The 20555-nt window shown below is 67.7% G+C and carries 20 protein-coding genes; 13 read left to right on the top strand and 7 right to left on the bottom strand.

Features of this window, described 5'->3' with window-relative positions; translation table 11 throughout:
* Positions 1 to 57: 57 nt before the first annotated feature.
* The 4 genes from rpoH to ftsY form a co-directional block, all read right to left on the bottom strand.
* Positions 58 to 966 (bottom strand): RNA polymerase sigma factor RpoH, encoded by a 909-nt coding sequence (gene rpoH, locus ACESL5_RS07505; protein ID WP_372592162.1) that lies wholly within the window; start codon positions 964 to 966, stop codon positions 58 to 60.
* A 159-nt stretch (positions 967 to 1125) separates the two neighbouring features.
* Positions 1126 to 2088 carry a cell division protein FtsX gene (locus tag ACESL5_RS07500; RefSeq protein WP_372592161.1) on the bottom strand — a complete coding sequence of 321 codons (963 nt, stop codon included), beginning with the start codon at positions 2086 to 2088 and terminating at the stop codon, positions 1126 to 1128.
* A complete protein-coding gene (gene ftsE, locus ACESL5_RS07495) occupies positions 2085 to 2756 on the bottom strand; it encodes a cell division ATP-binding protein FtsE (RefSeq protein ID WP_372592160.1) in 672 nt (223 codons plus the stop codon). Before ftsE ends, ACESL5_RS07500 begins: the two co-directional genes overlap by 4 nt.
* Before the next feature lie 243 nt (positions 2757 to 2999).
* On the bottom strand, positions 3000 to 4169 hold the full coding sequence (gene ftsY, locus ACESL5_RS07490) for a signal recognition particle-docking protein FtsY (RefSeq protein WP_372592159.1): 1170 nt from the start codon (positions 4167 to 4169) through the stop codon (positions 3000 to 3002).
* Between the two features lie 238 nt (positions 4170 to 4407).
* On the opposite strand from ftsY, the gene rsmD reads away from it, so the two are divergent.
* Positions 4408 to 5022 (top strand): 16S rRNA (guanine(966)-N(2))-methyltransferase RsmD, encoded by a 615-nt coding sequence (gene rsmD / locus ACESL5_RS07485; RefSeq protein WP_372592158.1) that lies wholly within the window; start codon positions 4408 to 4410, stop codon positions 5020 to 5022.
* A 16-nt stretch (positions 5023 to 5038) separates the two neighbouring features.
* Here rsmD and ACESL5_RS07480 read toward each other — a convergent pair whose 3' ends face one another.
* Positions 5039 to 6223 carry a glycosyltransferase gene (locus ACESL5_RS07480; protein WP_372592157.1) on the bottom strand — a complete coding sequence of 395 codons (1185 nt, stop codon included), beginning with the start codon at positions 6221 to 6223 and terminating at the stop codon, positions 5039 to 5041.
* Positions 6224 to 6355: 132 nt separating this feature from the next.
* Between ACESL5_RS07480 and fabD the strand changes: the two genes are divergently transcribed.
* From fabD to ACESL5_RS07425, 11 genes are all read left to right on the top strand, one after another.
* Positions 6356 to 7282 carry an ACP S-malonyltransferase gene (fabD, locus tag ACESL5_RS07475; RefSeq protein WP_372592156.1) on the top strand — a complete coding sequence of 309 codons (927 nt, stop codon included), beginning with the start codon at positions 6356 to 6358 and terminating at the stop codon, positions 7280 to 7282.
* Between the two features lie 39 nt (positions 7283 to 7321).
* Complete coding sequence (fabG, locus tag ACESL5_RS07470; protein WP_372592155.1) at positions 7322 to 8080, top strand: 3-oxoacyl-ACP reductase FabG; 759 nt, start codon at positions 7322 to 7324, stop codon at positions 8078 to 8080.
* A gap of 161 nt (positions 8081 to 8241) precedes the next feature.
* The gene (gene acpP / locus ACESL5_RS07465) at positions 8242 to 8481 is read left to right on the top strand and encodes an acyl carrier protein (protein WP_058575544.1); all 240 of its coding nucleotides are present in this window, start codon (positions 8242 to 8244) and stop codon (positions 8479 to 8481) included.
* Between the two features lie 155 nt (positions 8482 to 8636).
* Complete coding sequence (fabF, locus tag ACESL5_RS07460) at positions 8637 to 9884, top strand: beta-ketoacyl-ACP synthase II (protein ID WP_372592154.1); 1248 nt, start codon at positions 8637 to 8639, stop codon at positions 9882 to 9884.
* Between the two features lie 27 nt (positions 9885 to 9911).
* Positions 9912 to 11369 (top strand): chorismate-binding protein, encoded by a 1458-nt coding sequence (locus tag ACESL5_RS07455; protein WP_372592153.1) that lies wholly within the window; start codon positions 9912 to 9914, stop codon positions 11367 to 11369.
* A complete protein-coding gene (locus tag ACESL5_RS07450) occupies positions 11366 to 12262 on the top strand; it encodes an aminotransferase class IV (protein WP_372592152.1) in 897 nt (298 codons plus the stop codon). Before ACESL5_RS07455 ends, ACESL5_RS07450 begins: the two co-directional genes overlap by 4 nt.
* An 84-nt stretch (positions 12263 to 12346) precedes the next feature.
* Positions 12347 to 13372 (top strand): endolytic transglycosylase MltG, encoded by a 1026-nt coding sequence (mltG, locus tag ACESL5_RS07445; RefSeq protein ID WP_372592151.1) that lies wholly within the window; start codon positions 12347 to 12349, stop codon positions 13370 to 13372.
* On the top strand, positions 13369 to 14001 hold the full coding sequence (gene tmk / locus ACESL5_RS07440) for a dTMP kinase (protein WP_372592150.1): 633 nt from the start codon (positions 13369 to 13371) through the stop codon (positions 13999 to 14001). The genes mltG and tmk overlap by 4 nt, the downstream gene beginning before the upstream one ends.
* Positions 13994 to 15040 carry a hypothetical protein gene (locus ACESL5_RS07435; protein WP_372592149.1) on the top strand — a complete coding sequence of 349 codons (1047 nt, stop codon included), beginning with the start codon at positions 13994 to 13996 and terminating at the stop codon, positions 15038 to 15040. Before tmk ends, ACESL5_RS07435 begins: the two co-directional genes overlap by 8 nt.
* A gap of 173 nt (positions 15041 to 15213) precedes the next feature.
* Positions 15214 to 15576, top strand: coding sequence for a PilZ domain-containing protein (locus ACESL5_RS07430; RefSeq protein WP_372592148.1), 363 nt, complete (start codon positions 15214 to 15216; stop codon positions 15574 to 15576).
* A 22-nt stretch (positions 15577 to 15598) separates the two neighbouring features.
* On the top strand, positions 15599 to 16429 hold the full coding sequence (locus ACESL5_RS07425) for a TatD family hydrolase (protein ID WP_372592147.1): 831 nt from the start codon (positions 15599 to 15601) through the stop codon (positions 16427 to 16429).
* A gap of 72 nt (positions 16430 to 16501) precedes the next feature.
* On the opposite strand, the gene ACESL5_RS07420 is transcribed toward ACESL5_RS07425, so the two are convergent.
* Both ACESL5_RS07420 and gloB read right to left on the bottom strand, forming a co-directional pair.
* Positions 16502 to 18055 (bottom strand): LysM peptidoglycan-binding domain-containing protein, encoded by a 1554-nt coding sequence (locus ACESL5_RS07420; RefSeq protein WP_372592146.1) that lies wholly within the window; start codon positions 18053 to 18055, stop codon positions 16502 to 16504.
* Between the two features lie 45 nt (positions 18056 to 18100).
* On the bottom strand, positions 18101 to 18898 hold the full coding sequence (gloB, locus tag ACESL5_RS07415) for a hydroxyacylglutathione hydrolase (RefSeq protein ID WP_372592145.1): 798 nt from the start codon (positions 18896 to 18898) through the stop codon (positions 18101 to 18103).
* A 127-nt stretch (positions 18899 to 19025) separates the two neighbouring features.
* Between gloB and ACESL5_RS07410 the strand changes: the two genes are divergently transcribed.
* On the top strand, positions 19026 to 20555 hold a 1530-nt coding region (locus ACESL5_RS07410; RefSeq protein ID WP_372592144.1), incomplete at its 3' end, for a ComEC/Rec2 family competence protein.

Genomic DNA, 20555 nt, shown 5'->3' with positions numbered 1-20555 from the left:
TATAGCGGTGGCTTTTTCTGTTTTTGGTTATTGCCGCCCCGGTGATCCGGGGTGGCTCTACGCCGGCTGGGGCAGGGCGGTGCGCAGTTTCTTGAGCGCGGCGGACTCGATCTGGCGGATCCGCTCGGCCGAGACGCCGTACTCGTCGGCCAGCGTCTGCAGCGTGGCCTTGGGCTCGTCGAGCCAGCGACGGGTGAGAATGTCCCGGCTGCGCCCGTCGAGGGTCGACAGCGCCGCGGTCATGGCCTCGACGCGCCCGTCCTCGTCGCGCTGGGAGGCGATGTCCTCGACCGAGAGCTGGTCGTGGTCGATCAGGATCTGCTCGTAGGACGGCCCGTCGCTCTCGTCGTTGCCGTCGTAGGCCGGCGAATCCAGAGCCATGTCGCGTCCGTAGAGGCGCGCCTCCATGGTCATGACCTCGCGCTCGGGGACGTCGAGTTCCTCGGCGACGGCCTCGGCCTCGCTCTTGGTCAGCCAGCCCAGCGAGTTCTTCATCTGGCGCATCTTGAAGAACAGCTTGCGCTGCGCCTTGGTGGTGGCGACCTTCACGATACGCCAGTTCTTGAGGATGTACTCGTGGATCTCGGCGCGGATCCAGTGGACCGCGAAGGTCACCAGCCGGACCTTCTGGTCCGGGTCGAAGCGCTTGACGGCCTTCATCAGGCCGATGTTGCCCTCCTGGATCAGGTCGGCCAGGGGCAGACCGTATCCGCGGTAGCTGCGCGCGATGTGTACGACGAAGCGCAGATGACCCAGCACCAGCTTCTGGGCAGACTCGATGTCGCCCTTCTCCTTGAGTTGCCGCGCGAGAGACTGCTCTTCCTCGACGCTGAGAACCGGCAAGCGCCGTACCTCGTTGAGGTACTGCGACAGCGAATCGCCCATGACCGGCATGGTCATGCCGGTCGAACCGAACTCAAGCGAGTTGCCGGTCTTCGGAAGTTGACTGCCTGCTTTCTGCATCATCTTGTCTCGCTGCACGTATCCCAATATGTCCACACCTCCAGATTTTAGCACTCGTCTCCTGAGAGTGCTAAATGCCCCTGGAGTTCCCCCGCGGGCGGGACCGACCATGGAGGCTAATACAGGGGCGGGCCGTTTTCAGTGGCGATCGCTTGAAAGGGCTTACGGGGTGCTCAGCCGCCCGATATAGAACCGACCGATGATCTGGGCCGAGAGCCAGCCGAGGAAGGTGCCGGCAGCCAACAGCAGGCCGACGACCCCCGGATCGGTCGCCGGCTCGATCGCGGCGCCATAGGAGGCAGCGAATCGCTGGACGGGGCCGGAGACCATGGAAAGGGCGCTGCTCACGAGGATGGCGGCGATCGCCCCGCCGAGCAGGCCGGTCAGTGCGCCGTCGTAGAGCAGCGGGCGGAGCATGTAGCGCTCGGTGCCGCCGATCAGGGCGATCAGGGCGATCTCGCGGCGTCGTTCGTGCAGTTCGAGGCGCAGGGTATTGCCCACCACGAAGAGCACGGTCAGGCCCAGCAGGACGAGCAGCCACCAACCCAGTTCCTGGAAGAAGCCACGGATCTGCTCGAGTCGTTCGATCCATTCTCCGCCGGCGGAGAAGTCGTCGACGGCCGGCTGCTGGTGCAGGCCTTCGGCGAGAGCCAGTCGTGTCTCGAGCCGGGTGTCACGCAGCGTCAGCTCGGCTACCCAGGGCAGGGGATTGGATTCCATGGACTCCAGTCCGTCGATCTGCAGGCGCAGTGCCAGCGTCTGCAGGCCGGCCTCCGGGGAGATCAGTTGCAGGCTCTTGACGGTGTCCTGCTTCTCGAGCCATTCGGCCAGCGCATCCCGGTCGGCCTCGCTGGCATCGGCCTTCATGTAGACGTCCATCCGCGCGGCGTCGGCCATCCACAACTCGCCGATGCGCTCGACCTGGTGACCCAGGGTCATCACGAGGGCCGGCAGGCTCAGGACCACGCCGAGTACCAGGATGGTTGCCCAGGCTCCGACCGGGCGGCGGACGAGCCGGGTAAAGGCCGCCTTCAGGCACTGGCGATGGTGGCGGCGCCACGTGGCCAGCGGGCGGCTGCTCTTTTCCCGGGTGGCGTGGCTGTCCGTTGCCGAGTGCGTGCTCATGCGTCGGGCTCCTCGAATCCGCCGATCCTTCCCTGGTTGAGCGCGATCCTCGGCACCGGAAACTGCTTGAGCAGTTCGACGTCGTGACTGGCGATCAGCACGGTCACGCCGACCGCGTGGAACTCGAAGAAGCGGTTGAAGATGTCCCGCGAGAGTTCCGGGTCCAGGTTGCCCGTGGGCTCGTCGGCGAGCAGGATGCGTGGCCGGTTGACCAGCGCGCGGGCGATGTTGACCCGCTGCTGCTCCCCGCCGGAAAGCTCGTCGATGGCCGCGCGCTGTCGATCGTGCAGCCCGACCTTGTCCAGGGCGGCCTCGACGCGGCGCCGGATGTCACCGGGGAGGTAGCCCGAGACCAGCAGGGGCAGGGCGACGTTGTCGAACACGCAGCGGTCGGGCAGCAGGTGGTGGTCCTGGAATACCACGCCGATCTGGCGGCGCAGCTTGGGGTACTGGTGGCGACCCATCCGGCCGAGGTCGTAGCCGCCGATCATCACCTTGCCGGAAGTCGGGCGGTCGAGTGCGGGAATGAGCCGCAGCAGCGTCGACTTGCCCGCCCCGGAATGGCCGGTGAGGAAGGCCATTCGGCCGGCAGGCAGGCGGAAGCTGATGTCCTGCAGGCCGAACTGGCCGTTGGCGTAGCGTCGGGAGACATTGGCGAACTCGATCATCGCGACGGGTACCTCGAAAAACCTGCTGAGCCGTTCGATGGAGGGGTCGCGTGCCGACTCGGGACTTCCATGTCCCCCGTTCCTGCCGATTTGCCTTGAACAAATCGGCAGGAGCACAGCGCACCCGAACGAGGCAGGCCATGGATGCCCTGCCTCCGCCTACCAGCTTGATATGTCTCGTCGCTCACTGCGCGGCTCCTTGCACTCGAACTTGCTCGTGACGGTTTTCGGGGCATCCGGGCCTCAGTCCGGTCGGTGGTCCAGAAGGGCGTCGACGAAGGCCGCGGGCTCGAACGGTCGCAGGTCCTCGGCCTTCTCGCCCACGCCGATGAAGTGGATGGGCAGGCCCAGCTCGTCGGCAATGGCGAACACGATGCCGCCCTTGGCGGTTCCGTCGAGCTTGGTGACGACCAGGCCGGTGAGCTTGACCGCCTCGTTGAACTGGCGGGCTTGGACCAGTGCGTTCTGGCCGATGCTCGCGTCGATGACCAGCAGCACCTCGTCCGGTGCCTCCGGCTCGGCCTTGCCGATCACGCGGATGAGCTTGGACAGCTCGTCCATCAGGCCGGACTGAGTATGCAGGCGACCGGCCGTGTCCACGATCAGGATGTCAGTACCTCGCGCTTTTGCCGCGGTAACCGCATCGAAGGCTACCGAGGCCGGGTCGCCGCGGCCCGGCTCGCCGATCACGCGGATCTGGTTGCGTTCACCCCAGCTGATTAGCTGTTCGACCGCCGCGGCCCGGAAGGTATCGGCGGCGGCGAGCATGACCTCACGACCCTCGTGCTTGAAGCGGTGGGCGAGCTTGCCGATGCTGGTCGTCTTGCCGCCACCGTTGATGCCGCAGACCACCATCACGTGGGGGCGCCCGTCCTGCCGGCGTTGCACGGGTGCGGGGGGCTGGACGGCCTCGAGGCGGCGCACCATCAGTCGCCAGAGTGTCTCGAAGAGGTGTTCGGGGTCGTCGATGTGCTTGCGGTTGACCTCGCGCGTGAGCTCGTCGATCAGCGCGGTCGTGGTCTGCTGGCCCACATCCGCCATGATCAGCCGGGTTTCCAGCTCCTCGAGCAGATCGTCGTCGATGCGCTTCTTGCCGAGGAACAGCTCGCCGAGCCCCTCGGTCAGGCCGCTGCGGGTCTTGGTCAGGCGGCTGAACAGGGAGCCGGAATCCCGCTCTTCCCGTGCCGGCTCGGCCGGGACAGGTTCCGCGGTCGGAGCCTCGGTGCTTTCGGGTGCCTCGGCAATCGGCTCCTCCGCTTCGGGTTCCGCCGGGACCGACGCCGGTTCCGCGGCAGGGGCGGGTTCCGCGGCCGGGGTGTCTTCGGTCGTGGTGGCGGGCTGCTCCTGCGGGGCGGCCTCCTCGGCTACCTCGGTTTCAGCCTGGCGCTTCTTGCGTCTGAGAAATCCGAACATGAATCGATGGTACCTGTATTCCGGGGTAATCTCTGCACCGGCACTGTGCCGCCGCCCGGCGAGTCCGAGTGCGTGCATGTTCCTCCGGGCGACTCGTGGGGCTCCTCCGGCCGGGTGGTCCGAACGATCGGAGGATTTCGGATGGAACGCGCCCCGGGCGGGTATCACTTGAGTTTATCATGCGGCCATTCGGGTGAGACCGCCGCCCACGCGGCCATGAGAGTGGAGGAGAAAGATCATGCCCAGCACCCCCAGGGGACGACGCCCCTCCAAGGGCGAGCAGGTCCGCATCATTGGCGGCGACTGGCGTTCCCGTCGCCTGCGCTTTCCTCCGGCCCGCGATCTCCGCCCGACCCCCGACCGCGTGCGCGAGACCCTGTTCAACTGGCTGGGCCAGACGGTGGCCGGCTGGCGGGTCCTCGACCTGTTCGCCGGCAGCGGGGTGCTCGGTCTCGAGGCGCTCTCGCGTGGCGCCGGCTGGGTCGGTTTCGTCGAGAAGTCGCCCCGCGTGGCCGCCGCGCTCAAGGACAATCTGGCCCAGCTGGGTTGCGAGCCACCGCGGTTTGATGTCTGGTCCATGGATGCGCTCCGCTGGCTGGAGCATCCACCGGTCGATCTGACCCCGGGCGTGGACCTGGTGTTTCTCGATCCGCCGTTTCGGCAGCCGCGCCTGTTGCAGGCGGCGCTGGACCGGTTGGCCGCCGCCGAATGGCTGGCACCCGAGGCCCGGATCTTCGTCGAGAGCGGAGACATCGACGGGCTGACCCTGCCGGCCGGATTCGTCGTTCACCGGGAAACGCGTGCCGGGGAGAGCCGTTCGGTACTCATGGTGCGCGCGGTGCGGGACGCGTGACCCGACGATGGTTCCCTCAGCGGCGGAAGTTCTCGCCGCACTCCCGGTAGAGATCGACCAGTCGCCGGGCCATGGCCCGGGCCGCCCAGCCTTGCGCGTACCGTCGCGCGGCGGATCCCATCGCCCGGCGACGGTCGGGTTGTTCCAGCAGCCCGGTCACCGCGGCGGCAAAGCCTTGCGGATCGTTCGGGGCAATCACGCAGCCGCCCTCGACGTCGAGTACGTCGCGGGTGCCCATCTCGGCGATGGCAACCACGGGCGTTCCCTGGTCGAGCGCCTCGAGCAGGACCAGCCCCTGCGTTTCGCTTCTCGAGGCGAAGACGAACAGGTCGGCAGCCCGGTACGCGGCCTGCAGCTCGCCGTCACGCTGCATGTAGCCGATGAACCGGGTCGACGGTCCGAGGCCGGCCCCGGTCACGCGGCGTTCCAGTCGTGGCCGGGCCGGTCCCTCGCCCGCGATGGCCAGAATGGTGTCGGGATGTAAGGCGAGGACGTCGGGCAGCATGTCGAGGAGAAGGTCGATGTTTTTTTCTCCGGCCAGTCGGCCCACGTAGAGCAGCAGCGGTGCCCCGGCGGGAATCTTGTGGAGCCGACGAAATGCCTCTGTGGCCTCGTTCGGGGCGGGCGGCTCGTTCTCGATCCCGGTGGGCAGAACCGTCATGCCGGTCTGCACGCCGTAGTGCTGCAGGGCCTCGCGCATGGGAGCGGACGGAACGATCAGGTGGTCGGTGGCGTTGCATTGCGCCCGCGACCAGCGGCGTGCCAGGGAGCGCAACCAGCGGCGGGGCACCAGGGGGAGGTACTGGCCGGCGTATTCCTCGAAGAAGGTGTGATAGGTCTCCAGCAGCGGCACGCCCAGCCGGTCGGCCACGCGGCGGCCGGCATAGTGGGCGACGAACGGCGTGTGAACATGCACCACGTCGACGTCGGCCCCGGCGAATGCCTCGCCGAGGCTCGTCAGCGGGCGCCAGTGCATCAGGCGGTCCTCGGGGTCGAGCGGGACGCGACGTGACGGGATGCGGATGATGCCGGATTCCGCCTCGTCTCCGAGCCGAAGCCCGGGCTGGTCGTCCGGGTAGGCGGGGCAGAGCAGGGTGACCCGGTGGCCGAGGTCGACCAGGTGGCGGCGGAAGCTCTCGATGGACGTCGAGACACCGTTTACCCGGGGGAAGTAGACGTCGGAAATCATCAGGACATGCATGCGGTGGATCCGGCAAGGCGGTGAAGCGCGGCAGTCTCCGCGAGGAATGTGACAGGGCCGTTTCCGTCCCCCCGGAGCGCATGTCGGGCTGTGATAAGATCGCCGCGTTTTCAATATCGGTGAGACGTGAGCATGATTGCAGGGGTGTTTCCGGGGCAGGGTTCCCAGTCGATCGGCATGGCCAGTGGCTGGGGTGAACACGAGGACATCGCGCAGGCGGTATTCGACCGTGCCGGCGACGTGCTCGGCTACGATCTCTGGGCCCTGGTGGCCGAGGGCGATGCCGAGGCCCTCAACCAGACCGAGCGCACCCAGCCGGCCATGCTGGCCGCCGATATCGCGGCCTGGGAAATCTGGTCTCGTCAGGGAGGCGCCACCCCGGCCGCGCTCGCCGGGCACAGCCTGGGCGAGTACGCCGCCCTGGTCGCGGCGAAGGCGATCGATTTCGAGGCGGCCGTGGCCCTGGTCGCCCGGCGCGGTCAGCTGATGCAGTCGGCCGTGGCCGAGGGGCAGGGTGCGATGGCTGCCGTGCTCGGTCTCGAGGACGCCGCCGTGCGCGGCGTCTGCGAGAAGGCCGCCGATGGTGACGTCTGCGAGGCGGTGAACTTCAATGCCCCTGGGCAGGTGGTGATTGCCGGTGACCGTGCCGCCGTCGAGCGTGCCGAGGCGCTTGCCGCCGAGGAGGGCGCCAAGCGGTTCGTCCTGCTTCCGGTCAGCGTGCCGTCGCATTCCTCCCTGATGCGCGAGGCCGGCGAACAGCTGCGTGCCGAGATTGCGCAGGTCGACATCCGTCCGCCGCAGGTGCCCGTGATCCACAACGTCGACGCGCTGACGCACGAAACGCCAGAGGCCATCGCCACTGCCCTGGTCGAGCAACTCTTCCGGCCGGTGCAGTGGGTCGCCTGTGTCCAGGCCATGCAGGCCATGGGCGCCGGCGACCAGATCGAGTTCGGTCCGGGCAAGGTGCTCACCGGACTGGCGCGCCGCATCGATCGCCGCATGGGTGCCAAGCCCGTCTTCGACCAGGCCACCCTGGAAAAGGCGCTGGGCACCGAGTAAACCGGGGCCAACCGAACAGAACCATCACGAGGAAGACCCATGTCAGAACAAGCGAGCCAATTTGCCAATCTCGAGGGGCGCGTGGCGCTGGTGACCGGCGCGTCGCGCGGGATCGGCGCGGCGATTGCCGACGCCCTGCTAGCCGCGGGCGCCACGGTTGTCGGGACGGCCACCTCGGAGAAGGGCGCGGCGGCGATCGACGAGCGTCTTGGTGAGAACGGGGCCGGCATGGCGCTGGACGTCACCGACGGCGCGCAGGTCGATGCGGTGATCAAGGAGATCGAGTCGCGCTTTGGTCCGGTGGCCGTGCTGGTCAACAACGCCGGCATCACCCGTGACACGCTGCTGATGCGCATGAAGGAAGACGACTGGGATGCAATCATCCAGACCAACCTCACGTCGGTCTTTCGCCTGTCGCAGAAGGTCATGCGGTCGATGGCCAAGGCTCGCTGGGGGCGCATCATCTCGATCGCCTCGGTGGTCGGGGCGATGGGTAACGCCGGGCAGACGAACTACGCGGCAGCCAAGGCCGGCATCATGGGCTTTTCCAAGTCGCTGGCGCGCGAGCTCGGCCCGCGCGGCGTGACGGTCAACGTGGTCGCGCCCGGTTTCATCGAGACCGACATGACCCGGGACCTGCCGGAAAAGCAGAAGGAAGCGCTCCTGGGCAATATCCCTGCCGGCCGACTGGGTCAGCCCGAGGAGATCGCCTCGATGGTGCGCTTCCTCGCCTCCCCCGAGGCCGCCTACATCAACGGTCAGACCATGCACGTCAACGGCGGCATGTACATGGGTTGAATCCCTTGCCCGCAAGGTCCCTAAGGACCGATATTCCGGAAAAGGCATTTTTATTTGGCCTGCGTGGCGGTTTTCAATAGAATGCCGGGCAGTGTTGGCCCGGGCTGCCGGGCCAAATTGTTTTTTTAAGCTGTGTTTGTACCAGAAGAGGTTCGATACGAATGAGCACCGTTGAAGAACGCGTCAAGAAGATTGTTGTAGAGCAGTTGGGCGTCAAGGAAGAAGAAGTCACCAATGAAGCTTCATTCGTTGACGACCTCGGCGCGGATTCCCTCGACACCGTCGAGCTGGTAATGGCCCTGGAAGAAGAGTTCGAGTGCGAGATCCCGGACGAGGAAGCCGAGAAGATCACCACCGTTCAGCAGGCCATTGACTACGTCAACAACCACAAGGACGCCTGATAGCTTCCTGTGTGTTCCACGGGCCCTGTGCCCGTGACCGGAAACCGTGTGTCGACCCTCTGAGCGGGGGTTGATCGCGGTTTTTTAATTGGTACCCGCGGCCGAGCGCCGCCTGCTCGTCGCCGACCGGGACCACCGAACTGGAAACGATAGCCATGAGTAAACGTCGCGTCGTGGTCACCGGCCTGGGCCTGGTGACGCCCCTCGGGAACAACGTCAAGGACTCCTGGGACGGGATCCTCGCCGGCCGTTCAGGGGCCACAACGATCGATCGCTTCGATGTCAGCAAGATGGCCGTGCAATTCGCGGCCATGGTGAAGGACTTCGACCCCGCCACGTTCATTCCCGCGAAGGACGTCAAGAAGATGGAGCCCTTCATCCACTACGGACTCGGCGCTTCCATCGAGGCGATCGAGGATGCCGACCTGATGAGCGATTCGCTCGATCTCGATCGGGTGGGCACGTTCATCGGCTCCGGCATCGGCGGGCTGGGCGGCATCGAGCGCAATACTCTGGCCCTGGAGAATCAGGGCCCGCGTCGCGTCTCGCCGTTCTTCGTGCCCGGCGCGATCATCAATATGGCCGCCGGCCAGCTTTCCATCCGTTACGGCTTCCGGGGTCCCAACCTCGCGACGGTCACCGCCTGCACCTCCGGAACGCACAGCATCGGCCAGGCCGCGCGCCTGATCGCCTACGGGGATGCCGACGTCATGGTCGCCGGCGGCACCGAGGGGGCCATTTCACCGCTGGGCGTGGCCGGATTCGCCTCCGCCCGTGCGCTGTCGACCCGCAACGACGATCCCGAACGTGCTTCGCGTCCCTGGGACCGCGATCGAGACGGCTTCGTTTTGGGCGAGGGTGCCGGCGTGATGGTGCTCGAGTCGCTGGAACACGCCCAGGCCCGCGGGGCACGCATCTACGGTGAGCTCAAGGGCTTCGGCATGAGCTCGGATGCTTACCACATGACCCTGCCTGCCCCGGACGGCAACGGGGCGCGGCGCTGCATGGAGGCGGCCCTCAAGGATGCCGACCTGTCGGCCGGCGACATCGGCTACATCAACGCCCACGGCACCTCTACGCCGGCGGGCGACGGCACCGAGGTGCGGGCCATCAAGGACCTGTTCGGCGATCAGGCGGTCGACTGCCCCGTCAGCTCGACCAAGTCCATGACCGGTCACTTGCTGGGAGCTGCCGGCGGGATCGAAGCGGTCTTCTCCGTGCTGAGCCTGCGCGACCAGGTCCTGCCGCCGACCATCAACCTCGACAATCCTTCCGAGGGTTGCGATCTCGACTTCGTGCCTCACGAGGCGCGCAAGGTCGAGGGGCTGGAAGTGGCCATGTCCAATTCCTTCGGTTTCGGCGGTACCAACGGCACGCTGATCTTCGGCCGCTCGGTCGAGTGACGGCGGGTCGAGCCGCCCAGCATTTCCGTGGCTGACACTCCACATGTCGAGCGTCTGGTCGGCGCGCTCCCGGAGCTCGCCGCCGTGGTGCTCGAGGCGGGTGATGCCTCCAGCCACCTCTTCGAAAGCGTCACGGCCGGCGGCCCGCTGAGCCGCTGGTCGCTGCTGTTCTCCGCCCCGACCCGGCGCATCGTCCGTCGGAGCGACGGCGAGGTGGTGGTCGATGGCCGCGACCGTGGCCGGACGCGCTTCCTCGACGCCTTCGCGGAGGCGCTCGCGCACGGCTCGGAGATGACCGGCTCGAAGGACTGGCAGGCGGTGCTGGCCGCCCATGGCCTGCCCGGCACCTTCCCCTTCCTCGGCGGCTGGAGCTTTTTCCTTTCCTACGAGATGGCCGCCGAGGTCGAGCCCCGTCTCGACCTGCCCCGATTCGCTCTCGGCGACGACACCGGCTTCCCGCTGGCCGTGGCCGAATACCACCCCGCTGCCCTGGTTCGGGATCACGAGTCCGGAGAGGACATCCTCGTCCATGACGGCAGCCGGGAAGGCGAACGACTCGCCGATGAGCTGAGACGAGCATGGCAACGGTCCGCCGAAACCTCCCGCGGAACCACCCGTCCCGCGCTCGCCGAGCTGGTGCCACCCGATGGCCCGGCCTACCGGGCGGGCGTGCGGCGCGTGCGCGATTACCTGTTCGCCGGGGACGTGTTCCAGGCCAATCTCTCGCACGCCTGGCGCTTTTCCCTGGCGGCCGGCGTGGAGCCGGGCGATGTCTACCGCTCCCTGTGCCGTCGCAACCCGGCACCGTTCGCCGCCTGGTATCGGCTCGACGAGGGCGAGATCATCAGTTCGTCTCCCGAGCGCCTGCTGCGCGTGGCGGGCGGACATGCCGAGACCCGACCGATCGCCGGTACCCGGCGACGCGACCCGGACCCACTGCGCGACCGGGAACTGGTCGAGCAGTTGCGGGCGCACCCCAAGGAACGGGCCGAGCACGTGATGCTGATCGACCTGGAGCGCAACGACCTCGGCCGGGTCTGCCTGCCGGGGACGGTGTCGGTCGACGAGCTGATGGTGGTCGAATCCTATGCCCACGTGCACCACCTGGTCTCGAACGTCGGGGGACAGCTACCCGCCGACTGCTCGCCCGTCGCGGCGCTGGCCGCCTGCTTTCCCGGCGGGACCATCACTGGCTGTCCCAAGGTGCGCTGCATGGAGATACTCGCCGAGCTGGAGCGTAGCGGGCGCGGACCCTACACCGGGAGTGTCGGCTACGTGTCCAATCATGGCCCGATGGACAGCAACATCCTCATCCGCACGGTGTTCCTGGCGCCGGACGGGCGCGGTGAATTTCGCACCGGCGCCGGCATCGTGGCCGATTCCCGCTCCAGCCGCGAACTCGAAGAAACCTACGAGAAGGCCCGTGGCGTGCTCGACGCGCTCGGCGGGGAGGAGGCGCTTGAGCAGGGCAGGCCGACGCCATGAGCGAGCGAAGTCTCGCGCTGAACGACCGGGGCCTGGCCTTCGGTGACGGCCTGTTCGAGACACTGTTCGTGCACGCCGGTCGACCGGTCCTTCTTGGCGAGCATCTCGCCCGTCTGCGCTTCGGGCTGGTACGTCTCGGCCTGCCGGAGCCGTCGCCCGAACAGGTGTTCGCGGCGCTCGAGGCGGCCATCGAGCCGGGGCGCCACGGGGTCTGCAAGCTGCTGGTCACCGCCGGCCCGGGTCGACGCGGCTATCGTCGACCGGAGGATATCAACCTGACCGTGGAGGCCATGTTCGGCCCCTTGCCCGAGCCGCCCGACGCCGGAGTCGTCGTCGGCGTGAGCCCCGTGACACTGACGGGAATCGAACAGCTGCGCGGGCTGAAGCACCTCAACCGCCTGCCGCAGGTGATCGCTCAGGAGCGGATGCCGGCCGGTGCTGGAGAGGCGCTGATGCGAGATGCCGAGGGCCGGGTGGTTTCGGGTACCATGAGCAACCTGTTCTGGCGGGAAGGCAATCGCTGGTGCACGCCGCCAGTCGTCGACGGTGCCATTGCCGGCACCCGGCGGGCCTGGTGGATCGAGCGGCTCTCCGCCGACATCGTTCCCTGTGCCCCGGGGCGTCTGGCCCTCGCGGAGGAGGCGTTCTTCTGCAACGCCCTGTCGGCCTGGCGTCCGGTGTCAGTGCTGGTGGGGCGCGCCCTGCGCGTCACACAGGCGCCACCGGGGGATGCCGTGGTGCCGATCGAGGGGTTCTGGCAGCCACCAGCCGATCCGGACGGAAACGAGATGCCCGTCCGTGCGGCCTGGAGTGACTCGCTGGCCGATGCACTGGCGGGCACTCACTGGGGGCGCCTGGCGCGACAGGAGCTGGGTGGCGGAACCCCCGACTGAGACGATTGTCTTTCCGGCCAGGCGTCGAGGACGGAGCCCGGGCTCCTCCGACGCCGACCGATTTCGTGAATTCTGGAGTCATCAATGCGGCGAGCCTTTGGGGTGTTCGTGATCTGGGCGGGAGGCATGGTCTTGCTGGCGACCCTGTTCTTCGGGGTGGCCGAGGCCTATCGCTACTGGCAGATGCCGGTGGCCGATAAGCCCGTGCCCGTGGTCGTCGAGCGCGGCGAGACGATGCGCGACGTCGCGGCTTCGATTCATGCGGTGAATCCGGTGCTGCCCGAGGCGGTGATCTACTGGACGGCCCGATTCCGTGGCCAGGCCCGGGCCATCCAGTCCGGCGAGTACGAGATCGCCGCCGGGGAACGCCTCGGCCCGCTGCTCGACCGGATGGCGTCCGGCGACGTGATCGAGTATTCCCTGACCATCCCCGAGGGCGTCACCGCGCGGCGGTTCCTGGAGATCGTCGCCGGCGCCCCGCGCATCGAGCGCACCCTGGAGGACATCTCCCCGGATGGCGTCATCGAGGCCCTGGAACTGCCGGTCGACCACCTCGAGGGTTGGCTGTATCCCGATACCTATCGTTATCCCGCCGGCACCACCGATCGCCAGTTGATCCGCCGCGCCCACCGGCTGATGCGGGAGCACCTGGAAGCCGCCTGGGCCGAGCGTGACGACGACCTGCCGATCGAAACGCCCTACGAGGCGCTCATTCTTGCCTCGGTGATCGAGCGCGAGACGGCCATCTCCGAGGAGCGGGGCGAGGTGGCCGGCGTGTTCGTCAACCGCCTCCAGCGCGGCATGCGGCTGCAGACCGACCCGACGGTCATCTACGGCATGGGCGACGACTATGACGGCGTGCTGCTGAGCAAGCATCTGCGGCAGGACACCCCCTACAACACCTACACGCGTGACGGACTGCCACCGACGCCTATCGCCCTGCCGTCGAAGGCCTCGCTGGTGGCCGCGACGCGCCCGACGGAAACCGACTCCCTGTTCTTCGTGGCCGACGGCAGCGGCGGGCACCACTTCTCGCGCACACTGCAGGAGCATAATCGCGCGGTCCTGCGCTGGCGGGCCCATCAGCGCGGGGAGGCCGTTGCCCAGTGACTGCGGTCGACACCACGCGTTTTGTCACGCTCGAGGGACTGGAGGGGGCCGGCAAGAGCACGGCCATGGCCTTCGTGCGCGAGTGGTTCGAGGCACGTGGCGAGAGCGTCGTCACCACGCGCGAGCCGGGGGGCACGCCGCTGGCCGAGGAATTGCGTCATGTCCTCAAGGCAGTGCGTGACGAGCCGGTGGCCGAGTCCACCGAACTGTTGCTGATGTTCGCCGCCCGGGCCCAGCACGTCGAGCGGGTGATCCGACCGGCACTGTCGGCAGGCCACGTGGTGGTCTGCGACCGCTTCACCGACTCGTCGCGGGCCTATCAGGGTGCCGGCCGTGGGATGTCCAGCGAGGTGATCGAGCAGCTCGCCGGCATCGCCCATCCCGGCTGCAACCCGTCGCTGACCTTCTGGCTGGACGTGCCGGTGGAGCTGGGCCTGGAACGGGCCGCGGCCCGTGAGGCCGCCGACCGCTTCGAGCAGGAGGCGCTGGCCTTCTTCGAGCGGGTGCGCGGGGGGTTCGTGCGGCTGGCCGAACAGTACCCCGAACGCCTCGTGCGGGTGGATGCCAGCGCTCCGATCGACGCGGTCCGGGCCCGGATCGAGAGCACGCTGGAGGCCCGATATGGCTGAGAACGCCGCGGAGGAGATTGCCGGACTCGCCGAGCGCCGCCTGTCCAGCCAGCCGCAGACGATCGAGGGGGCGGCCTGGGTGCGGGATGCCTGGGCGCAGCTTGACCGGATGGTGAGTGCCGGCCACCTGCCGCACGGACTGCTTCTGCACGGCCGGCTGGGAACGACGATGACGGCATTGGTCGAGACGCTGGCTCGGCGGCTGATCTGCGAGGCGCCGAGGGACGGCTGGCCCTGTGGGGAATGTCGCGCGTGTCGCCAGGCCGAACAGGGCAGCTTCCCGGATGTCCATCGGCTGGCCGACGATCCCGAGCATCGGGACATCCCGGTCGACGCCATCCGCGACCTGATCGAGGGTGCCTGGTTCACGCGCTACGGGCGCATGCGCCTGATCGTCATCGAACGCATCGAGCGGCTAAACCGGAACTCGGGCAATGCCCTGCTCAAGCTGCTCGAGGAACCGCCCGAGGCGACGCAGTTTCTCTGTACGGTCGAGCACGTCGACCGTCTCCTGCCCACCATTCGTTCCCGGCTGCAGCGCCTGCGCCTGCGCGAGCCGCGCCAGGCCGAGCTGGCCGACTGGTGGCAGGCGGCCGGGGGGCTCTCGGCAGAGCAGGCCCGACTGGCGGCGTTCGTCGACGACCCCGCGCTGCTGGAAGACGGGGAGCTGACGTTTGACTGGCAGGCAGTGACCCGGGCGTGGGTGGACCTGATGGCCGGCCAGGGCAACCCGGTGGGGGTTATCGAACCCTGGCTGTCCCTGCCCAGGCCGGCCCTGGCCCGCTGGCTGTTGCGTCTGTGGGCCGCCGTGGCCCGTCGCCAGGCCGGACTCCCACCGGACGTGCCTGCCGTCCTCGAGTCGCGTATCGAGCAACTGGCGCAGTCCCGCGATGCCGGACACTGGTTGGCCGTCCAGTCGCGCCTGGTCCGGTTTGCCCGGGAGGCCGGCCATCCCCTCCACCCGGAGCTTGCCGTCGAGCAACTCGCCCTGGACCTCGTCGACCCGCGCTTGCCACGTCGCCTGGAACCGGGCGGCTGATCGGTACCAGTGGGTTCGCCCGTCGTTCCGAGGTTGCCAGTCGCGTCCCCGGGTAGGCGACTCGGGGCGAAAGCCGTTAGACTTGCACCACGAGATTCCGGATCCGTCGGGATCGGCGGACCGCTGGTCCCCGAACCACCGGGATCCACGCAACCATCGATAAGGAGCAGGTCATGGCAGCGGCGCAAAACGGGGGCGGCCTCGGTGGAGGCATGGTCCACCACGACATCCCGGACAAGGAAACCCTCTACCGGTCCTACATGCCGTTCGTGAAGAACGGCGGGCTGTTCATTCCCGGTCACAACAACATTCCGTTGGGCAAGGAGATCTTCCTGACGCTGACCCTGATGGGCAGCCCGGAGCGTCTGGCGGTGGCGTCCAAGGTGATCTGGATCACACCCCCGGGCAACCAGGGCGGCAAGACTCCGGGCATAGGCGTGCAGTTCGGGGCCATGGACCACGGCAAGACCCGGCAACAGATCGAGACCTACCTGGCCGGCTCCCTGGAGAAAGACGCGCCGACCTACACCATGTGACCTGAAACCACCCGGTTCGCCGATGCAGCTTTTCGATTCCCATTGCCACCTCGACCGCGTAGAGCTCGAGGCCTTCGACAACGACTTCGATCGCTTCATGCAGGTCGCCCACGAGGAGGCGGTCAGGCAGATGCTCTGCGTGGCCATCTCGCCCTCGTCCTGGGGGTCGATGACCGACCTGGTCGCCCCGTATCTAGCCGGCAATTCCGATCGCAAGGCGGGTCGGCCCGTGGTCTACCTGTCCTACGGCCTGCACCCGACCGACGAGGTCGGCGAGGTGATCCCGGCCGATGACCTGGTGTCGGCGATTCGTGAGGATCGCCACGCCGACTCCATCGTCGCCGTGGGGGAGACCGGACTGGACTACTTCCACTGCGAGCGGGGGGAGCGCTGGCAGCACGACCGGTTCGTCGCGCACATCGAGGCGGCCAAGGTGGTGGGCAAGCCGGTGATCATCCACACGCGCGGTGCGCCCGGCGACACCATGGACGTGCTTGAGCGCGAACATGCCGAGGAGTGCGGCGGGGTGATGCACTGCTTTGCCGAGGACTGGGATACCGCCCGGCGGGCGCTCGACCTGGGCTTCTACATCTCCTTCTCGGGCATCGTGACCTTCAAGTCCGCGGCCGAGTTGCGCGAGGTGGCGACGAAGGTGCCGGCCGACCGGCTCCTGGTTGAGACCGACTCCCCGTATCTCTCCCCGGTCCCCTATCGTGGCAAGCCCAACAACCCCATCCGTGTTCGCCATGTGGCCGAGATGCTGGCCGACGTGCGGGGCATGACGCTCGACGAGATGGCCGACCTGACGCGCAGGAACGCCGAGCGCTGGCTGGGCATCGACCGGGGCGTTTGAAGCCTGCCGATTGCGCCAACGAAAAACGGGGCCGTTTGGCCCCGTTTTTTCGTGCGCGGTACGGCGGCAGGCTCAGTTGCTGGCCACCACCAGTTCCTGGCCGGGCCGGAGGCTCCCGTCGGGCCCGAGCTGGTTGAGTGCGCTCAGCTCGTCCACGGTGGTGGAGAAGCGCCGGGCGAGGTGCCACAAGGTATCGCCGGGCTGGACCACGTAGCGTGACGGGGCTCCGCCCTGGCCACTTCCCGTCTCGGCTGCCGACGCGACGCCCACGACCACCTTGTCGCCCGGGCGCAGTACCGGGTTGTCGCCGAAGGCATTCATCCGGCGCAGTTCGGCGAGATTGATCCCGTGCTTGCGGGAAATGGACCAGAGTGATTCACCGGACTGGACGGTGTGCGTGCGGGCATTGCCGGCGGCCACTGCCCGGTCAACCCGCCCGGCCGGCACCAGGATCACCTCGCCCGGTCGGGCCAGGGCGGATTGGCGACGGTTGATGGCCAGGATCTCGTCGACGGAACTGCCGTAGCGCCCCGCGATGCGGTGGAAGCTGTCGCCCTTGACGATGGTATAGCGCTGCCAGTCCTCGGCCTCGGACGCCGCCGAGTTCAGCGTGTCGACGTCAAAGCGGCCCTTGGTCTCCCGCGGCACCAGCAACTGGCGCTTCTTGCCGCCGGTGATGGAGCGGTCGAAACCCGGGTTCAGGCGGTAGATTTCGTCGTGGTCGAGACCGGTGAGATCGGCCAACTTGACCAGGCTGATCGACCGGTCGAGTTCCACCTGCGCCAGTGCCGGGCCATTCTTGATCGGGTGCGGGGAAAAGCCGTACTTTTCCGGTTCCGAGAAGATCTTGACCAGCGCGAACAGGCGGGCCGGGTAGTCCCGGGTTTCCTTGCGCAGGTTGGTCAGGCTCCAGAAGTCCGTGGGGCGGTTGCGCTCGCGGTTGTAGCGTATGGCGTTGAACAGCGTGCCCTGCCCGCCGTTGTAGGCGGCGATGACGGTGGACCAGTCATCGTCGAACATGCCCCGCAACTGGCTGAAGTAGGTGACGGCCGCCTCGGTCGAGGCCTCGATATCCCGCCGGCCATCGTAGAACGTGTCGCGCTCCAGCCCGAAATAGTCGCCCGTCGAGGGGATGAACTGCCAGATGCCCGCCGCCGAACTCGAGGACAGGGCCCCGGGGAGGTAGGCGCTCTCGACGACCGGCAGCAGGGTCAGTTCCAGGGGCAGGTCGGCCGCTTCGAGCTTCTCCACGATCATGTAGAGGTAGGGTTCGGCGCGCTCGCTCACTTCCCGGAGGTACTCGGGGTGGCGCGCGTAGCGGGCGAGTTCCGCGTCGATCCGTTTGTTGTCGGGAACCGGCAGGGTAAAGCGCGAGGCGACGGCACCCCAGAGATCGTCGCGGTGGTCGGTGGGAGCCTTTCCCTTGTCGCTGATGGCGGGCAGGGGGCTGAAATCGGTGCCCCGGGCGTCCTCGGTCGGATCATCCCGGCCCGGGTCCTGCGTGGCGAGATTGGCGCAGCCGTTGAGCAGCAGGATCGCCAGGAGCAGGGCGGCGCCCTGCAGTAACAGTCGCCAAGGCGCTCTCGCGGAACGGGGGAACGTGGCTGCGGTAGGTGTGTCGTCCATGGGAATCACGCCGTGTGATAAAGGGTGTCAGGCCGGGTGGGCGGCCTACAGTCGCGCCAGGCCATCGAAGTCGTCTTTCCAGTGCCGCAGCATCGCGAAGGCCTCCGTGTCGTCCGGAAGCGGTTGCCCTACGTAGGCCTCGATGGCTGACCGCAATACAGGCTCGCGCACCCGCAGGAACGGGTTGGTCTTCTTCTCGAGCACAAGCGAGGCGCAGGCCGTGGGCTCATTCCTTGACCGCTTTTCGGCCACCTCGTTCACTCGCGCGGCGATATCCGGGTTATCCGGTTCGGCATGGGCGGCAAAGCGCAGGCTGTCTGCAGTGTACTCGTGCCCGCAATAGACCTGCGTGTCGTCGTCGAGTGCCGCGATCCGGTCGAGCGAGTGCAGCATCTGCGCGGCAGTCCCCTCGAAAAGGCGCCCGCAGCCGGCCGTGAACAGGGTGTCGCCGCAGAACAGGTGCCGGCCGAGGACGTATGTCAGGTGATCCTGCGTGTGCCCCGGCGTGGCCATGACCTCGAACCGGCCGATGCCGGGCACCTCGAAGGCATCGCCTTCACCGACGACATGGTCCACCCCGTGGCGACGGCAGCTGTCGGGGCCGTGGACTGGCATCGGGAATCGGGCGAGCAGTTCGCCCAGGCCCTGAACGTGGTCCGCGTGATGGTGGGTGATGATCGTTCCCACCGGTGTGAGGCCGCGGTCCTCGAGCGCCTCGATCACCGGGCCGGCTTCGCCCGCATCCACGATGACGGTGGCGCCATCCAGTCCCTCGATCAGCCAGACGTAGTTGTCCGACAGGACGGGGATGCAGTGGATGGTCGGGGCAGCTACAGTGTTCATGCCGGCATGGTAACGCAACACCGCGAGAGCAAGGAATGCGCGGGTGTTGCTCGCATGCAACGCCAGCCGGTCGGCTCGCCCGACGGGTTGTGCGGGCCGTGGATCACGTCGGCAGGGACGCGACAGCATGATCAACCGCGAGGCGAACTCCGTCGGCCGCTGGCCGTCGTCGACACGCAACCTGTTACTCGCATGGCCGGCCGGGGCATTGCTCGCCTGGCTGCTCCCGTGGACGACGGGGGGCGCCCCGGTCTGGCTGGCGCCCCTAACCTGGCCCGGTCGGCTCGCCCTGTCCGTCCCCCAGACGACCGTGTGGCTGGGCGTTGCGCTGTTGCCACTGGTCTTGCTGGGATGGTGGATCGGTTTCCGACGCGTGGCGCTGATGCTGGCCCTGCTCGCCGGGCTGGCGCATAGCCTGGGCAGCGGCGCGGTCCTGATCGATCGCACGCCCTCGTTCGACGAGCGCATCGATTGCCACCTCGCGGGGACCGTGCGTGGCCTGATCGACGACCGCCCGGACCGTCGGCGTTTCGTCATCGAAGTGGATGAGGCCCGGGCCGTCGACACGAACGAACCGGCCGCCCGCGAGGGATGCCGCTCTATCCCGAGTGGCGGGCGGCTCCGGCTCAGTGACTATACGCCAGCGGAGGAACGGGCGGGCCTTGAACCCGGTCACCACTACCGACTGACCGCGCGCCTCAAGCCCCTGCACGAGTACGCCAATCCGGGCGGATTCGATTACCGCCGCTGGCTGTTTCGTCACCACCTGCTGGCCACCGGTTACCTGCGTGACGGCAGGCCGGTCTCGCTGGGGCAGGCGGACGGTTTGGTGGCGTTGGTCGACCGGGTTCGGTACCGGGCGCAGGCGCGACTGGAGGAGGTCATTTCCCGGGTCGGACAGGCGGGCCCCGACCGGTCGAACCAGAAGAGTGCCGGCGGGGCGTTGCTGCTCGGCCTGGCGATCGGTGACCGCTCCGGACTGGATGACGACCGATGGGAGGCGCTGCTGGCCACGGGGACCAACCATCTGCTCGCGATATCCGGGTTGCATGTCGGCATGATCGCTGCCCTGGTCGGGTTGTTCGCCCGGGCGATCTGGCCGCGGCTGGTCGTGCATTCGGCCTTCCCGGCGCAATGGGCCGCTGCAGCGGCCGCCGTGACCGCGGCCTGGGCCTATGCGCTGGTGGCCGGGCTGTCGATTCCCACGCTGCGCGCGGCGCTGATGCTGACGATCCTTCTCCTAGGGGTGCTGGGACGGCGACGCTGGCGTCTGTTCGATCTGTGGCTGGTGGCTTTCGTGCTGGTCGTGGCCATTGATCCGTTCGCACCCCTGGACATGGGGTTCTGGCTGTCCTTCGCCGCCGTACTCCTGATCCTCGCCGTGATCCAGGGGCGGACACGCTGGACCGGCCTTGTCGGGCTCGTTCGGCTGCAGTGGCTGTTGATGCTCGGATTGCTGCCGCTGACGTGGTGGCTGTTCGACCGTGTCGCCTTCGCGTCATTGCCCGCCAATCTGCTGGCCGTGCCGCTGGTCTCCATCCTGGTCACTCCGCTGGCACTGTTTACCCTGTTCCTGGCGGGTTTCAGCCCGGCGCTTGCCGCCTGGCCCGCACTTGTCATCGAGCATGTCGGTCGTTGGCTGTTCGAGGTGCTCGAC

Source organism: Guyparkeria sp., assembly GCF_041687595.1.
Lineage (GTDB): Bacteria > Pseudomonadota > Gammaproteobacteria > Halothiobacillales > Halothiobacillaceae > Guyparkeria.
Note: the sequence above shows the minus strand (reverse complement) of the source record. Positions and strands in the feature narration are given on the sequence as shown.

What these genes read in the sequence shown, in the direction of transcription:
- rpoH (WP_372592162.1), bottom strand. Translation starts at nt 966, where the DNA reads ATGATGCAGAAAGCAGGCAGTCAACTTCCGAAGACCGGCAACTCGCTT.
- ACESL5_RS07500 (WP_372592161.1), bottom strand. Translation starts at nt 2,088, where the DNA reads ATGAGCACGCACTCGGCAACGGACAGCCACGCCACCCGGGAAAAGAGC.
- ftsE (WP_372592160.1), bottom strand. Translation starts at nt 2,756, where the DNA reads ATGATCGAGTTCGCCAATGTCTCCCGACGCTACGCCAACGGCCAGTTC.
- ftsY (WP_372592159.1), bottom strand. Translation starts at nt 4,169, where the DNA reads ATGTTCGGATTTCTCAGACGCAAGAAGCGCCAGGCTGAAACCGAGGTA.
- rsmD (WP_372592158.1), top strand. Translation starts at nt 4,408, where the DNA reads ATGCCCAGCACCCCCAGGGGACGACGCCCCTCCAAGGGCGAGCAGGTC.
- ACESL5_RS07480 (WP_372592157.1), bottom strand. Translation starts at nt 6,223, where the DNA reads ATGCATGTCCTGATGATTTCCGACGTCTACTTCCCCCGGGTAAACGGT.
- fabD (WP_372592156.1), top strand. Translation starts at nt 6,356, where the DNA reads ATGATTGCAGGGGTGTTTCCGGGGCAGGGTTCCCAGTCGATCGGCATG.
- fabG (WP_372592155.1), top strand. Translation starts at nt 7,322, where the DNA reads ATGTCAGAACAAGCGAGCCAATTTGCCAATCTCGAGGGGCGCGTGGCG.
- acpP (WP_058575544.1), top strand. Translation starts at nt 8,242, where the DNA reads ATGAGCACCGTTGAAGAACGCGTCAAGAAGATTGTTGTAGAGCAGTTG.
- fabF (WP_372592154.1), top strand. Translation starts at nt 8,637, where the DNA reads ATGAGTAAACGTCGCGTCGTGGTCACCGGCCTGGGCCTGGTGACGCCC.
- ACESL5_RS07450 (WP_372592152.1), top strand. Translation starts at nt 11,366, where the DNA reads ATGAGCGAGCGAAGTCTCGCGCTGAACGACCGGGGCCTGGCCTTCGGT.
- mltG (WP_372592151.1), top strand. Translation starts at nt 12,347, where the DNA reads ATGCGGCGAGCCTTTGGGGTGTTCGTGATCTGGGCGGGAGGCATGGTC.
- ACESL5_RS07435 (WP_372592149.1), top strand. Translation starts at nt 13,994, where the DNA reads ATGGCTGAGAACGCCGCGGAGGAGATTGCCGGACTCGCCGAGCGCCGC.
- ACESL5_RS07430 (WP_372592148.1), top strand. Translation starts at nt 15,214, where the DNA reads ATGGCAGCGGCGCAAAACGGGGGCGGCCTCGGTGGAGGCATGGTCCAC.
- ACESL5_RS07425 (WP_372592147.1), top strand. Translation starts at nt 15,599, where the DNA reads ATGCAGCTTTTCGATTCCCATTGCCACCTCGACCGCGTAGAGCTCGAG.
- ACESL5_RS07420 (WP_372592146.1), bottom strand. Translation starts at nt 18,055, where the DNA reads ATGGACGACACACCTACCGCAGCCACGTTCCCCCGTTCCGCGAGAGCG.
- gloB (WP_372592145.1), bottom strand. Translation starts at nt 18,898, where the DNA reads ATGAACACTGTAGCTGCCCCGACCATCCACTGCATCCCCGTCCTGTCG.